This window comes from Coleofasciculus sp. C1-SOL-03 (assembly GCF_040220555.1).
Taxonomy (GTDB): Bacteria; Cyanobacteriota; Cyanobacteriia; order Cyanobacteriales; family Coleofasciculaceae; genus Coleofasciculus.
This window is the reverse complement of sequence record NZ_JAVJUO010000129.1, coordinates 40155-54788: the sequence shown is the minus strand read 5'-3', so window position 1 is coordinate 54788 and position 14634 is coordinate 40155. Positions and strand designations below refer to the sequence as shown.

Genomic DNA, 14634 nt, shown 5'->3' with positions numbered 1-14634 from the left:
GACCTTTGAAATCTTCGTTATCTTGAAGAATGAAGGATTAGCGGGTCTGTGGCAGTTCATTCAGGATAAGATTGGTGACCTGAAAGTGATGGTAATTGATACCATCCAGAATTTTGTGATTGAGAGTGTGATTAAACAGGGTGTGCTGTGGGTGATTAGCCTGTTGAATCCAGCCTCGGCGTTTGCCAAAGCCTGTAAAATGATTTACGACATCATCATGTTCTTCATTGAGCGCGGTAGCCAGATTGTGGAATTGGTGAACGCGGTGATGGAGTCGGTGACAGCTATTGCGAATGGGGCGCTGGGTGGAGCCGCGAAGTTAATTGAGAATGCTTTGTCTAAGGCGCTACCCGTGGTGATTAGCTTCATGGCGAGTCTGTTGGGCTTAGGTGGTATTAGTAAGAAGATTCAAGAAATCATTCAGAAGGTGAAAGAGCCAATTGATAAGGCGATTGATTGGCTGATTGCTCAAGCGGTTAAGTTTGCCAAGAAGATTGGTAAGAAGCTTGGATTTGGTAAAGGCAAGGGTAAGAGTAAGAAAGAAGGTGAAAAGCAAGGTGAAAATAAAGGTGAGCAGCTTGAGGATAGTGAAGTTGGTAAAACCGTTAACTTCAGTGGTGGAGATGAAAGTCATCGTCTGTGGATAAAAACGCAGGGAACCTCAACTACTGTCATGGTTGCCAGTACCCCGACTTCTGTTGAGGCGAAGCTGAATGAGTGGCAAGGAAAGCTGGATTCTCTACCAGACGATAAGCGTCCACAGGCTCAATCGTTGCTGGGTACTGCTCGTCAGCATCTGGGTACAACTGAGCAGAAAGCCCAAAAAACGGCTAAAGAAATGGAGGAGGCGAAGCAAAACTCAGCGGATGAGAAAGCTATTAATGAGGCGGAACAGGCGGATAATCAAACTGAAGCAGCGGAAGAGACTCTAGCGGATGTACTCCAAAAGCTATTTGATCTGTTCGGTGAAGGGAACACATTAGTAGAGTGGTGGAAAGTTAGTGAGCAGTTTAATACTAAGGATGGTAAAACTCACAAACTATTTTTCCTTGGAGAAGGCGAAGCTGCAACCCTGATGGTAGCAAGCAATCCAGAAAGTATTGAGAAGTGGGTGAGCAGGAGAAAGCATGCTGAGCCAAAACCAACATCAGAAGAAAATAGTGCATTAGATAAAGCCTTAGCTAAGAAAGAAGAAATAGATGAACTAACAAAAGACAGGGAAGATACAAACAAAATAGAAATTAAAGCCCTACTTGAAACTAAGCTACAAGAACTTGCGGAACTTATTAAAAAGGGAGGAGTTGATACAGAAGAACTCCCATTGACGCAGGTGACCTACACAATGAGAAATGGTAAATCCAGTAAAGTTGTAGCACAACCATTGACAAAATGGCCAGGAAATACAAGCGGAGAACGGTCTGCTGGGGGAAGCACAGGACCGAATCCAAAAGGTTGGGAGCTTGGCACAAAAATCAATATGCAAAATAAAAATTCGTGGGAGAGGGTGCATTTGTTGACGGCGGAAGCTCATGGACCTTTTACCAATTGGAATGTTATACCTGCGAGAAAAAATGTAAACACATTACTAAGAGATAATGTGGAAAATAAAATAAAGGAGCTGAAAAATAAGAACAAAGAAATGTATTTTGAAATGGTAGTACAATACCACTCATCAACCCAGGAAAATGAGTTGTTTAGTATTCTTAAGGATACCGACTCTATTCCAAAAAACGAAAGTGTATTAGATAGTGATTTTCCAGCAGCTCTCACCGTAAACCTTAAGAATGAAACCGACAATCAAGAAGTTATCAAGAGTTCTTTTAAAGGAGGCTTTGATTTTAGTCTGCCAGCTAAAAACGAGATTGATATCGACTTCATCAAACAGAAGTACAGAGAGAGGATTAGCAATCTTAAGAAAGATGGGCAGGCTGCCAATCGAACTGACCTTTATGGAAAGATCAATCGCGAAACCTTAAAAAAGGCTTTGGGTGAAAATGAAACAAATGAACTGCTAGATGAGATATATGGCGAAAAAGCTCCTTCTACTAAGGACATGGTGATGACTTTGTTGAGAAGAGAAGGAGGAAATATATCTTACGAAGCTTTAGTACTTGAGCTAACTAACAAGAAAATTGCCGAAAAAACTGTTCAAAACGCTATCAACAGTTTAAAAAAGGAAAATCAGCTAGAGGTGAGAGAACCTTATAGTTATGATTCTGCTAAGCTGGAAACAGCTATGAAAGAAGTGGAACGAAAAGAAAATAGCGGGGAAACACTAAGTGAAAAAGATAAGTTGGCAAAGTTATTATGGAGAGAATTGGCAAGCCAAGGGCGGATTACCTTTGAATTTCCAAGGGACATTGACAAGGTCAGAAGCCAATACTCTTTGACTGCTAAGACATCAACGATTCAAAGAAAGCATTTTTCTGACTTGGGAGTGCGACAGAATAAAACAGTAGTGCTAAAAAGTGAATCATAATTGAAGTATTGATATGAAGGAAGTCATCCTTGAAGATTTTGAGGCTCTGAAAGCATTGAATGACCGAGTAGAGCATCCAGAGTTTGTTAGATCAGTTGTACTAAGTCTCCCGCTCCAGCGCCTACCTCCTCTGATCAGCAGGTTTCATCGTCTGGAAAAGCTAGTACTCAAAAAGACGCAGCTACAGACCTTAGGGGTTTCGGCAAAAAAGCTGAAGCAGCTTAGCTCCGTTTATGTATATGAAAGCCCCAGCATTGATTATCAACAGTTTTTTGCAGAACTCTCCGCCTTTTCTATTCACTCTCTAGGGTTATACTTCAATGAAATAACTCATCTTCCTGATAACCTGAGCCAATTGGCAACGCTAGAGCGCTTGGATATTAGGCAAAATGCAAAGATAGATATTAATGCTTCTCTAGCTTCTATGATATCTTTGAAGGAACTACATTTCATGTCAAGAAGAGCCGAGGAACTCCCGGCGAATATTTGCACATTGCCTAATTTAGAAATATTGCAGATTGAGGAAGGAAAGGGATTGCGTTCGATTCCCAGAGACTTCACACTTTTATCTTCTCTCCAAAAGATGAGAATTTATCGTTCCTATAAACTGAACATACACGAATTAGTGAATATGTTGTCATCGCTGATAAGTTTAAAATTACTTGGAATTCAAGTTCAAAATATTGAATTTTTACCAGCTAACCTGCTTCAGCTGAGACAATTAGAAAAATTGGAGCTTGATATTGATGAACCATTTCAGAAATTTCCCGATTTTATACACCATCTCAAGCATCTTAATTATTTAAGATTTACCTTTGCAGAGGAACTGCCTCCTCAGGAAGAAAGAGAACGAATAGTGGCTAACTTGCCGAGTACAGAAGTAGTATTTACAACGCCTTAGAATACAATTGAACCGAATTTTTAACCTACTTTCCAGATGAGGATTTTTATGTGACGCATGACTACCAATACTGAACATTATCACCTAAATAGTGAGTTAACGTTACACGATCGCACCACCACCCCCCTACCCATCCACGCCGTCACCCTAGCCCTAACCATACAAGACGACGAACTCATTGAATGTCGTCTCACCTTCCAAGTCAACCCCCAACTTTACCAGCGCATCGACACAGAGGCATTATTCAATCTCAAGCCGGAAGTGCGTAATCCCCTCTCGACTGGAGACTTCCTCCCCGAAGCCAACATCATAATCGAAACCCTTTTAAAGCCCGATTTGCTGCCTCACCTAGCAGGACACACTACAACCATTGACGAAGCTGCAACCTATATCCTGAATCTCAGCCAAGAACAACCCGATCACCCATTACTATCTACTGAGAATTGGTTAGCACTGTCCGTAAAACAGCAACAGGAAGCAGGCGAGATAGGCTATCGTACCCTCTGGGATTATATTAGTCCAGCCGCCCTTGCTCAAGCCACCACTTCAGGTTCAAGCGAAGAAATTGCAGAAGCAATTACCACCTTCTTCAAAGATTGGACGGAGGCTAATCTATCGGAAGTGACACAGAAAACCACGTCTGAGTTGCTTGAAGGAATAACCAATTTCTTCGATGAATTAGCTGATGTTAGTCTGGATGCCCTAGACAAGCAAGTACCCAGCACCATCGCTGAACCTGAACCATCCAGCATCCAGATTTTGGAGGAAATGGTCAATTTCTTTAAACAGGATGATTGGTCTTTTTACCAGATAAAAGGACAACCTGTATTACAAATGGGATTCCAGGGAAAAAATGGTCAATGGACTTGCTACGCTAGAGCCAGAGAAAACGAACAGCAATTCGTCTTTTACTCAATTTGCCCAGTTACAGTCCCCAAATCCAAGCGTCGAGGTTTAGGAGAATTCATCGCTAGAGCCAATTATGGCATGATTATCGGCAATTTTGAGTTAGACTTTGCTGAGGGAGAAATTGCCTACAAAACCAGCATTGACGTTGAAGGGTCAACACTCACGTTTCCTCAAATGAAGCGCTTAGTTGATACCAACGTGACAATGATGGATCAATATCTACCGGGAATCAAGTCTGTGATTCAGGGAGATGCATCACCAGAAGAGGCGATCGCACAAATCGAAAAGCGGTAATTCGCGATCGCTGATTCACTGATTATGACCTAACTTTTCACGGGAAGTCTAGAGACCTGATTAGGGGCGGGTTTAGTCACATCTGGGTGCAACCAAAAAGATAGTTGTGAAACCCGCCCCTACACACTTAAAACTAACGTTGCGCCACATAACGCGAAAAGTCAGATTATGACGGGTTTTGCCGAATTTCCCTTGTATCCCAGACATTTAAATAATGTAAAGAGCCATAATGCTAATTGTTATCAACCGAATGAAGAATGAACCACCAACTATCATCTAACACAACCAATCTCCCTCAGCATATCTAAATGCTTCTGTACAGGTGCAAGGGTATTCGCTGCAATCATCCCACTCGCTGCTACTGCGGGTAACCCAATTCCAGGAAATGTGGAATCGCCACAGCAGTATAATCCGGGTAGAGGTGTACCCACTCCGGGAAAGAAACCAACCCCCGCCTGAATCGCCGGTCCATAGGAACCCCGATACCGTCGCAAAAACCGTTCATGGGTTAACGGTGTGCCAACTAACGTCAGATCACACCGCGATCGCACGTCGGGTATAATTCTTTCCAAGGCTTGCCACATGACTTGCGATCGCACTTGCTTTTGCTGTAAATAGGTATCACTACGGCGATCAAGTCCCTGCCAAAGTTCGTAAGGTTCATTCCCCGGTGTATATACATGAATTACATGTTTTCCCGGTGGCGCGAGGGAGGGGTCAAGAATGGAAGGAATTGAGATCAACACCACATTTTGCGACGCCGTCACCCCTTTATCCCAATCGTTGACCACAATATGGTGACAGGCTAAATCTGAACGTAATCCTTGGGCGTCAATCCCCAAATGCAGATGCATGAAACTCTCACAAGTGGGTGTAGCTTGTCGAGACTGGCGAAACGTTTTCGGAACGGCATCATCAGGTATCAGTTTCAGCGTATCCCAAACCGAGGCATTGGACACCACCCCCTGACGCGCCCGGATTTCCTCACCCCCCCGTAATCGCACACCAACCGCCCGATTATTCTCCACCAAAACTTGCTCGATATGAGCATTCAGCCTCAGTTGACCCCCGTGTTTTTTCAGTCCCCGTACCAAGGCTTCCACGAGTGCGCCACTTCCCCCCACGGGATAATCTAAGACAACACCCGGTTGATACCAATCCGCAAACATAAACGCCATCTCAGCGGCGCTGGTGCCATTCGCCGGAAGTCCAGATAGGAGGAAACAGAGGAGATTTAACCAGTTGCGTAGGAAGGGGTCAACCACCACATCATCCATAATCTGACTAAAGGGTCCCGTCAGCTTCATCACATTTAGCCCATGTTGCCACATTGATGGCGCAAATCGCCCCACCGTCAACGCTACCCCCAAATCCCAGCGTACTGCTGCTGGGGGAATTGCGATCGCAGCTTGTCCCAATGGTGCCATTACCTGTTGTAATGAACGCCATTCCCCTACCGCCTGATTCCCGCGTAACTTTGCCAGTACGTCAGCAAATTGCGACGCCCCCACCGAGGTGTCAAAATCCCCCTCTGGTAAACAGCATCCCCAGGTATCGTAAGTCAAACAGGGGAGTTCCTCACCAATCGCATCCAGAACTTGGCGTAAGGGGTTCGGCGAAGGACTATAGGATAAGCCAGAGTATAGCGAGGGACCCGAATCAAAGGTATAACCGTTGCGGATAAAACTGTGTGCCGCCCCACCGGGAATCGAGTGGCTTTCACAAACCGTGACATCAAAACCATAGCGGGAAAGCATTGCGGCGCAGCTTAGACCGCCGATACCACTACCAATAACAATAATACCTGGACAACTCATTATAGATTGCGATCGCGAACTAATTGAGGGACTGGATGCCTAATAACAAAAGGCTCTTTTGTCAATATAATTAGGTACTCTACCCGCTGACAATCACGAGTCATATCATGTCCGGTGGAATACTTACATTATCGGTGGAGACAAGGCAGAGGGCAGAGGGCAGAGGGCAGAGGGCAGAGGGCAGAGGGCAGAAGGCTCCAAGGAAAGGAGGAAGGTTGCAAGGCACAAGGGAATAATGACTGTTTAAGCGGACATGATATCACCTAATTCTTAAGTAATTATACTCAAATGCGAGGGGTGTTTTAAAATTAAACTAGATTGGGAGGATATATATCCTTAAAAACTGGCAACGTTTTATCCTGTTTTATTTTCGGGATTGTCATGAAACAAGAAATGATGTTTAGCAAGTTATATTTATTAAGCTTTATATTTTTTTGTATTATTGGCTCAGTTACGTTTAATCAAACTTCAGTCTTAGCACTTCCCCTGGAGGAGATCGACGATATTATAGACAGCATAAATGATGGAATTGAGGAAATTAATCGCACTGGGGAAACGATAGATGAAATTACGGATTTTTTAGGGATTGATGGAGATGATGATGAAGAGGACGAAGAGGATGAAGAGGATGAAGAGGATTCCCATAAGACAGAACAATTATTCAGACTCTATGCAACGTGGTATAAAAGCTTATCGTCATCAGAACAAAAACTGGTTTCTTGGCTAACTTTAGAATATGCCAAGAGTCAAGACATGACTTTCAATATCATTGCTTCCCGTGAAGGCTTTGCCGAAAAGTCGCTTCAAGAACAGGCTAACATTGGTCACATTTACCATAAGTTTGATGCCATTTATAAAGCTATCGGAGAAGATAAAAGTATTTTTTTCGCCTTTGCGTTTTGTGTCAATAGTGGTTCTGATAGTTGTCCCGTCAATGAATTATTGTTGTAATGGCAAGATCAATTATTTATTCGGTGACGGGCATCACCGCGTAATAAGAGTCAAATCACACCTGTGACTGCAAGATTTCTTTATATTTGGCAATGTAGCGTTACATTTAAGTGACATTTACCTGTTGAATTCAGTAAGTTCGTTATGGCAAATCGACAGTATCATCCTCAGATGAACCAATCTCCCCAAACCTGGAAAGATTGTTTAGCGATGCTATTCTTTTTTATGGGAGCCTTGCATATTTATAGTAAGATGCGATCGCAAAATGAATCATCGGTTTAAGTGTTAAGATAGGAAGGCAATCCCTATCCCATCGGTCACAATGCCATGGCGTTTATCTCCTGTCCAAAACCTAATAATAATGCTTCCAGCTTCGGATCAGTCAAATCATTAACCACCAACTTCGCCCCCGACGCCATTAACGCCTCTGGTTCATGAGTCGTCGCCACACCAATGGTTAAAATTCCCGCACCGACGGCGGAACGAACGCCAGTCAGGGAGTCTTCAAACGCTACGGCTGAAACGGGGGATACATCCAATAATTCTAACCCCACCTGATAAGGCATGGGATCAGGTTTACCCTTTTCCAGTTCCTCCGCTAAAACAACTGTGGCAAAATGTTTGTTTAAACCGAGAACGTGTAGCATAAATTGGGCATTATCTTTCGGCGCATTTGTCACCACTGCCTGCTTCAGTTGCTTTTGATTTGCCCACTCTAACAACTCTAGCAATCCAGCTAACGGTTTTAATTCTTTGGCAGCACGTTTGCGATATTCTGCTTCTTTATCATCCCCTAACTGTTTCCCGGCTTCTAAGGATAAATGGGGTAATAAATCCTTGACAATCGCGGCATTGAGGCGACCGCTAAAATGGGTTTGGTAGAAGGCGTGATCAAACTCCAAGCCATAGTCACGCAGGATATCTTGCCACGTCTGAAAATGGATTGGATCAGTATTGGCTAATGTGCCGTCTAAATCAAATAATAATGCCTGAAGCATAATCGATAGAATAGTAGCTGTTGAACGTTTGCGGGGGAGACCAAGGGGATCTAAACCGTCCCCAATCACCGCTTGTTCGGCGGTTGTTTAAGTGGAATCTCAACCACCAACTCAGACCCGTTTTGGGGGGTAGAATTACACCACAGCTTACCGCCATGTTTTTCGACAACAATTTGATAACTAACTGCCAACCCTAAACCCGTCCCTAAACCCACAGGTTTGGTCGTAAAGAAGGGGTCAAAGAGTCGTTTTCGGGTCTGCGGACTCATGCCGATTCCGTTATCCGCGATGCTGATAAACAGATAAGCATTATCCGGTTCAGCATGATCGATTTCTTCGTTCGAGTGTTTGTCGGTTAAACCATCAGCCATTGGGGAATGTGCCGACTCGGTTTTGCTCAGACCTGTACGAATCGTAATCGTTGGTGAAAATGGGACAGTATTGTCCGCCGCCATTGGAGACGAATAACATTTTTCCTTTTCCTCTATCGCGTCAATCGCATTGGTCAAAATATTCATGAACACTTGATTTAACTGTCCGGGCCAACAATCGACTGGCGGTAAATTTTCATACTCTTTAATCACACAAATTCCGGCTGATCCGGGTTTCTCCTTGAGTCGATATTGCAGAATCATCAAAGCACTCTCAATACCCGAATGAATGTCTATCGTCTTGCGCCCTGACTCATCTAAGCGAGAAAAGGTTCGTAACGATTGTACAATTTCCCGAATCCGTTCAGCGCCAACTTTCATCGAATATTGCAGTTTGGCGAAGTCGGTTAAGATAAAGTCCAAATCGATACTATCCATCCGCTCTTTAATAACAGAGGGAGGATTAGGATAAGCGGTGCGGTAAAGTTGCACCAGGGCGATGAGGTCTTGATAATATTCTTGGGCATAAATCAGATTGCCGTAAATAAAATTGACCGGATTGTTAATTTCGTGAGCAATACCTGCCACGAGTTGACCCAAGCTGGACATTTTTTCGCTTTGGATCAACTGGGATTGGGTGCGCTGCAAATCGTGGAGTGCTTTGGATAATTGGGCAGCTTGTTTGCGGGCGTGTTCTGTGGCTCGACAGCTAGCAGCGTAACGTTCAGCTTGTTGGAGCGCCATGAGTAGCTGACTGATTACTGCTTGCAGAAGTTCGATTTCGCTATCTGTCCAAGGGCGAGTCTCCTGAGTGTGGCTGCAACTAATCACCCCGGTGATTCCGGAGGGGGTTTCCAGGGGGAGAAGCAACAGAGATTGATAGTCGAGCGATCGCATAAATTCTTGTAATAAGGGATCGCTCACGGTTTCCACGGTATCAACCCGTACAATGTCCAGATGCAATATCTGCTGGGTGAGAATGTCGTTAGTATCCGCCCAATAGCAGCCTGTCAAATCGGGAAGCTGAGACGTGCGAGCTTCGGTAACGACTTCCCAATAAGAGGGGGTTTGATCGGGATGATACCGGATAAACTGACAGCGATCGATTCGCAATAGCTGGCGGATTTCCAGGACTATTGTGTCCAGAATCGTATCTACGTCTAAGCTGTTGCGGATTTGCGTCGAGAGGCGATTGAGCAACGCTTCTCGGTGAGCTTTTTCGCGCAAGTGGGCTGCTGAGGGTGGTAATGCTGATTCAGCCCCTTGACCGCCACTGATATCTTGAACGACAAACAAAAAGTACTTCGGATCACCTTGAGGCGTTCGCACTAACGATAGGGTGATTTGTACCCAGACAATACTGCCATCTCGGTGTCGGTAGCGTTTTTGTTGGCAATGACAGTCGAGAGTACCCGCTAAGAGTAACTCTAGTATCGCGCGATCGCTTGCCCAGTCATCAGGGTGGGTTAGGTCTTGCCAGGTGCAGGTGAGAACTTGCTCACGGCTATAACCAACAATCTGACAAAATTTGGGATTGACCTGGATGACTTTGCCATCCGTCGATACGTGTTTGATGCCAACTGTCGCTTGCTCAACGGTAGCGCGGAAGCGGTCTTCACGTTCATTTAGCTGTGCCTCAACAGGTTTGGATGGAGTGTCCACAACAGAGGTTCTAGCTGGATTGGGTCGGGTGGGGTGGGAATAAAGCAAGGGTTTTGAGTTAACGCTCAACTCAGTTAACGTACCGTCAGGTTTTTGAATGCCTATGATAACATTCAGGAGATGGAAACGTTTTCGATTGACCCTGTACAGGTGCACAGAAGCAGGGGAGCAGAGGGGCAGGGGGAGGATGTTAACGCTTGTACTCTAATAAAACTTTATTTAGTCCAGTAATCGTCCTCCATAATATCCGGTACGATATTACAGTTTTTCATAGCCGTCATTAACCAAGCTCCTAGTTTTCTAGATACACATGATCCAAACTCCTACCAACTGGTCTACCCTGCTGCAACAGATTCTCGACGGACAATCATTATCCCGTGACCAAGCCGCACACCTGATGCAGGGATGGCTCAACGAGGACATTCCGCCAGTGTTATCGGGAGCGATTCTGGCTGCGATTCAGGCAAAAGGCGTCTCTCCATCGGAATTGGCAGGAATGGCTCAAGTCTTGCAGGAGCAATCCTTACAGCAGGACGCCATTGACCATCAAACGCCAGTTATTGATACCTGTGGCACAGGTGGCGATGGTGCATCCACCTTCAATATATCGACGGCGGTAGCGTTTGTCGCGGCGGCAGCGGGTGTGCGGGTTGCCAAACATGGGAATCGTTCCGCCTCCTCGAAAGTGGGTTCAGCCGATGTTTTAGAGGCGTTGGGCGTCAATTTATCTGCCCCACCAGAAAAAGTCCAGTCCGCTTTGGATGAGGTGGGTGTGACGTTTCTGTTTGCCCGGGGATGGCATCCCGCGATGAAAGCGGTAGCCCCATTGCGACAAACTCTGAAGGTGCGGACAGTATTTAATCTATTAGGACCGCTAGTCAATCCATTGCGCCCCACAGGTCAAGTGATTGGCGTATTTGACGCCAATGTCGTATCTACAGTTGCCCATGCTTTACAGAAAATGGGAATTCCTCAGGGAATTGTCTTACATGGACGAGAAAATCTGGATGAAGCGGGATTGGCTGACGAAACCGACTTGGCGCTTTTATCGGATGGTGGGGTGCGACTGTCTACGCTGAATCCGCAACAGTTTGGCTTAACGTCAGCACCAACAGGGGCGTTGCGTGGCGGCGAGGTGGCGGACAATGTGGACATTTTAACGAATGTTTTACAGGGGAAAGGAACCGCCGCCCAACAGGATGTGGTGGCGTTAAATACTTCGTTAGCGCTGCAAGTGGCTGGGGTTGTGGCGTTGGAGGATCACCAAGCTGGGATTGAACAGGCAAAGGATATTCTCAAAAGTGGGGCGGCTTGGTCGAAATTGGAACAACTGATACAGTTCTTGCAGAATTAAGTCCTGTAGGGGCGACCCGCTTGCTTTAATTAACAACGGCGTGTACTCAATTTGTTCGGGTCGCCCTTTACTCAAATTGTTACCGTGAATAGGCTTGCATCCCTGACTACGAACGATGGAGCGATCGCGATGAGCCATATCACGTTCAAGATTGCTAATTATAAAGAATATTCAGCCGCTATTCAAGGGGTGAGACGCTCGGTTTTTCACATTGAACAAGGCGTTGATCCAAGTTTGGATTTGGATGGCAAAGATGAAACCGCCGATCATATTCTGGCGTATGTCGAGAATCAGCCTGTGGGAACCGTCAGGGTGAGATATTTGGATCATCAAACGGCTAAAATTGAACGTCTTGCTGTTGTATCGGATTTCCGAGGACAAGGAATTGGTAAGCGATTGATGGAAGAAGCCCTCAACATTGCAGCCAACCAGCAAATCAATACAGTGGTTATTCACGCTCAAGATTATGTGAAATCGCTTTATCTGAAACTCGGCTTTTTCCCCGAAGGAGAACTATTTGAAGAAGCAGGTATTGCTCATGTGAAGATGATAAAATTACTTAAATCCTAGATTTAACCTTTAATAGAATGGATTAGCCTTGCATCTAAAAAAAAACGTAAAAATTATTGCACCTGTTTAACTGTGTCACGCCGATATAGGGCGACCCGAGCAAATTGAGTGGATTCCAGTTGTTCATGAAAGAAAAGCGGGTCGCCCCTACAAGCCCCCAGATAGAAACGCTAATCTCATTAACTATTCTTGCCTTGCTTCACACTCTAGCACATCTTGGAGTTGGGATACTAATCCAGGTAGATCATCTTGAAGGGTTTCCCAAACTCTGGCTAGATCAATTTGAAAATATTCGTGAGTGACAACATTTCACATCCCCGCCATCAGACGCCAAGGAATAGTATGATAGCGGTTCTGGATTTCATCAGGAACATTTCGAGTGGCTTCTCCTATCACAACAAAATCATAGAGAACTGCTTTAACAATGGTTTCATTGTTTTGAAAGTATTCAAAGGTTATGTTGGCTGTACGTTGCTCAATTCCAGTGATGGATTGTAGAATATCTTGAAGGCGTAGCCGTCAATCTCTAGAAGGCACGAATTGAATCCTTAAGTACAGGGTCTCGCAAATGTTCTTTTAACGCTTCCTGAGTTCCCAAATCCACAGCACACCCTAAAATATCTTCTAAATAATACTGCACCTGCAAGAGTTGAAACAACCCCCCTGGTCGATTAAACTCTACCAAAAAGTCTACATCACTATTTTCCTCAGCCTCATCTCGTGCGACTGAGCCAAATAAATTCAGTGATTTTACGCCCATGTCCTGTAATTGTTCTCGATGTGCGGCGAGAATGGCTAGTACCTTATCTCGTTTCATGGTTTGTTTCCTAAAATTAAATCAGTGGTTTTGGCGTCTTGTTCACTGGCTATAACTATTTTCGCCAAACCTTACTTGTGCCAGGACTACAGGCTAATTGACCAGTTTTATACGTTGGGATAGAAGGATAGATAGTACCGGGGTGATCTGCTTTACATAAAATTGAAAAAATGTGTGGTTGTAGGTAACTTGACTCTGGAACTTCAGCCTCAAACACAAATCCTACATAGCTTCTCAGGTTATCCTGGCGAGATATTCCATAATTGACGACAATTTGATGGGAATCGCTAGAGGTTTGATTGATGTTACGGTTAAAAAACAAATTGCCTGTCTTGTCATCTTTTATGGCGATTGGGAGTGGAGTATTAACGGTGAAAACACGAGTATAATACTTATAATATTCCGTTTCTGAGCCAATGCCAAGTCTTAGTCTTAATTTTTTAATTGAAGTTGAAAAAATATTATTGTCCATATAATAAGCTTGTTGGGCGCGATTCATAAATTCTACGACTATTCTCGCCTCTTCGTGTGTTCCCCATTCGGCAAATTTTAATTGAATGAGTGATTTTCCAAAGTAATTTGCGATGGGAAAATAAATGCCAATTCCACTAGCAATTACTCCCATAAAAATAGCAATAAAACCCCAAACAGCTACCGGATCAAGGGGCTGCTGACTCGTAGAAGTTTCAGGAGCAACCGCTGCAGTTAACGCTTCTAACGCTTGACGAGCACTACTGAATCGTTGTTCTGTTGCGGGGTCAATTAGTTTTTTTAACCAGTAGCTAAATTGGGGATTAAGGTTGACTCTATCGGCAAATTGTAAACGTAAATTTTTCTGGGGTAAATCAGCCGGAGCTATCCCTGTCACTAAATGAATTAACGTAGCCCCTAAGGAATACAAATCAGACGCCGCAACTGCCCGTCCCCACAGTTGTTCGGGAGCCGCATAACCACTGGTTCCTACTACAGTAAACGTTGCCCCTTCTGCCTTGGCTCGGTCTTGGACTGCGCCAAAATCGACTAAATAAACCTGTCTATCATCATCCAAAATTAAATTACTCGGTTTGATATCTCGATGCAGCACAGGTGGACTAAGTTCATGGAGATAGATAAGAATAGTTAAAATATCAGTCGCAATCTTTTGGGCTTCAGCTTCACTAAAAATCTGAATTTTATCTAATCTTTGGCGTAGAGATAAACCGGGAATGTACTGTTGGACTAATCCGAACCAGGGTAACTCGGATTCTGTCTCCTCAATGGAAAAATAATCCCGATAGCGAGGAATTCTCGGATGATCTAGATGTTGCAAGACTTGCGCTTCTCGCTCAAATAGTCTGAACTCCTCCCACTGGATTTGGGGACTAAATGCCAATAGTTTAACCACAACTAATTCCTGCGGTTGAGTTTCTAAGTCTTCAGCTAACCAGGTTTGACGCCCTGCGTTTTGTCCTAGCTGTTGTCTGAGTTTATACCGTCCGTTGATAATCTGTTGGGCTTTGAGCATAGTGTTA

The 14634-nt window shown here is 44.5% G+C and carries 11 protein-coding genes and 2 pseudogenes; 7 read left to right on the top strand and 6 right to left on the bottom strand.

What is annotated here, in order from left to right:
- From RIE73_RS20105 to RIE73_RS20095, 3 genes and pseudogenes are all read left to right on the top strand, one after another.
- Positions 1-2479: pseudogene (locus RIE73_RS20105) on the top strand (hypothetical protein); the annotation flags it as partial.
- A 13-nt stretch (positions 2480-2492) separates the two neighbouring features.
- The gene (locus RIE73_RS20100) at positions 2493-3380 is read left to right on the top strand and encodes a hypothetical protein (protein WP_446402862.1); all 888 of its coding nucleotides are present in this window, start codon (positions 2493-2495) and stop codon (positions 3378-3380) included.
- Between the two features lie 57 nt (positions 3381-3437).
- Positions 3438-4583 (top strand): YbjN domain-containing protein, encoded by a 1146-nt coding sequence (locus RIE73_RS20095; RefSeq protein ID WP_446402861.1) that lies wholly within the window; start codon positions 3438-3440, stop codon positions 4581-4583.
- Positions 4584-4855: 272 nt separating this feature from the next.
- Here the strand turns inward: RIE73_RS20095 and RIE73_RS20090 are convergent, their stop codons facing one another.
- Positions 4856-6400: a phytoene desaturase family protein gene (locus tag RIE73_RS20090; RefSeq protein WP_446402860.1), complete on the bottom strand. Its 1545-nt coding sequence runs from the start codon at positions 6398-6400 to the stop codon at positions 4856-4858.
- A gap of 381 nt (positions 6401-6781) precedes the next feature.
- Between RIE73_RS20090 and RIE73_RS20085 the strand changes: the two genes are divergently transcribed.
- Both RIE73_RS20085 and RIE73_RS20080 read left to right on the top strand, forming a co-directional pair.
- Complete coding sequence (locus tag RIE73_RS20085) at positions 6782-7351, top strand: hypothetical protein (RefSeq protein WP_446402859.1); 570 nt, start codon at positions 6782-6784, stop codon at positions 7349-7351.
- A 144-nt stretch (positions 7352-7495) separates the two neighbouring features.
- Positions 7496-7633 carry a hypothetical protein gene (locus tag RIE73_RS20080; RefSeq protein WP_446402858.1) on the top strand — a complete coding sequence of 46 codons (138 nt, stop codon included), beginning with the start codon at positions 7496-7498 and terminating at the stop codon, positions 7631-7633.
- 35 nt (positions 7634-7668) lie between these two features.
- On the opposite strand, the gene RIE73_RS20075 is transcribed toward RIE73_RS20080, so the two are convergent.
- Together RIE73_RS20075 and RIE73_RS20070 are read right to left on the bottom strand one after the other, a co-directional pair.
- Positions 7669-8349 carry an HAD family hydrolase gene (locus RIE73_RS20075; protein ID WP_446402857.1) on the bottom strand — a complete coding sequence of 227 codons (681 nt, stop codon included), beginning with the start codon at positions 8347-8349 and terminating at the stop codon, positions 7669-7671.
- A 65-nt stretch (positions 8350-8414) separates the two neighbouring features.
- Positions 8415-10382, bottom strand: coding sequence for a PAS domain S-box protein (locus RIE73_RS20070; protein WP_446402856.1), 1968 nt, complete (start codon positions 10380-10382; stop codon positions 8415-8417).
- A gap of 310 nt (positions 10383-10692) precedes the next feature.
- Between RIE73_RS20070 and trpD the strand changes: the two genes are divergently transcribed.
- Positions 10693-11736, top strand: coding sequence for an anthranilate phosphoribosyltransferase (gene trpD, locus RIE73_RS20065; protein WP_446402855.1), 1044 nt, complete (start codon positions 10693-10695; stop codon positions 11734-11736).
- Between the two features lie 129 nt (positions 11737-11865).
- Positions 11866-12306, top strand: a complete 441-nt coding sequence (locus RIE73_RS20060) for a GNAT family N-acetyltransferase (protein ID WP_446402866.1) — start codon at positions 11866-11868, stop codon at positions 12304-12306.
- Positions 12307-12489: 183 nt separating this feature from the next.
- Here RIE73_RS20060 and RIE73_RS20055 read toward each other — a convergent pair.
- From RIE73_RS20055 to RIE73_RS20045, 3 genes and pseudogenes are all read right to left on the bottom strand, one after another.
- Positions 12490-12807: pseudogene (locus RIE73_RS20055) on the bottom strand (HepT-like ribonuclease domain-containing protein).
- Between the two features lie 25 nt (positions 12808-12832).
- Positions 12833-13123, bottom strand: coding sequence for a nucleotidyltransferase family protein (locus RIE73_RS20050; RefSeq protein WP_446402854.1), 291 nt, complete (start codon positions 13121-13123; stop codon positions 12833-12835).
- 55 nt (positions 13124-13178) lie between these two features.
- A complete protein-coding gene (locus RIE73_RS20045) occupies positions 13179-14627 on the bottom strand; it encodes a protein kinase domain-containing protein (protein WP_446402865.1) in 1449 nt (482 codons plus the stop codon).
- Positions 14628-14634: the final 7 nt, after the last annotated feature.

Bases quoted from the DNA above. Each gene is read 5' to 3' on its own strand.
- RIE73_RS20095 (WP_446402861.1), top strand. From the start codon at position 3,438: ATGACTACCAATACTGAACATTATCACCTAAATAGTGAGTTAACGTTA.
- trpD (WP_446402855.1), top strand. From the start codon at position 10,693: ATGATCCAAACTCCTACCAACTGGTCTACCCTGCTGCAACAGATTCTC.
- RIE73_RS20060 (WP_446402866.1), top strand. From the start codon at position 11,866: ATGAGCCATATCACGTTCAAGATTGCTAATTATAAAGAATATTCAGCC.
- RIE73_RS20100 (WP_446402862.1), top strand. From the start codon at position 2,493: ATGAAGGAAGTCATCCTTGAAGATTTTGAGGCTCTGAAAGCATTGAAT.
- RIE73_RS20080 (WP_446402858.1), top strand. From the start codon at position 7,496: ATGGCAAATCGACAGTATCATCCTCAGATGAACCAATCTCCCCAAACC.
- RIE73_RS20050 (WP_446402854.1), bottom strand. From the start codon at position 13,123: ATGAAACGAGATAAGGTACTAGCCATTCTCGCCGCACATCGAGAACAA.
- RIE73_RS20045 (WP_446402865.1), bottom strand. From the start codon at position 14,627: ATGCTCAAAGCCCAACAGATTATCAACGGACGGTATAAACTCAGACAA.
- RIE73_RS20075 (WP_446402857.1), bottom strand. From the start codon at position 8,349: ATGCTTCAGGCATTATTATTTGATTTAGACGGCACATTAGCCAATACT.
- RIE73_RS20090 (WP_446402860.1), bottom strand. From the start codon at position 6,400: ATGAGTTGTCCAGGTATTATTGTTATTGGTAGTGGTATCGGCGGTCTA.
- RIE73_RS20085 (WP_446402859.1), top strand. From the start codon at position 6,782: ATGAAACAAGAAATGATGTTTAGCAAGTTATATTTATTAAGCTTTATA.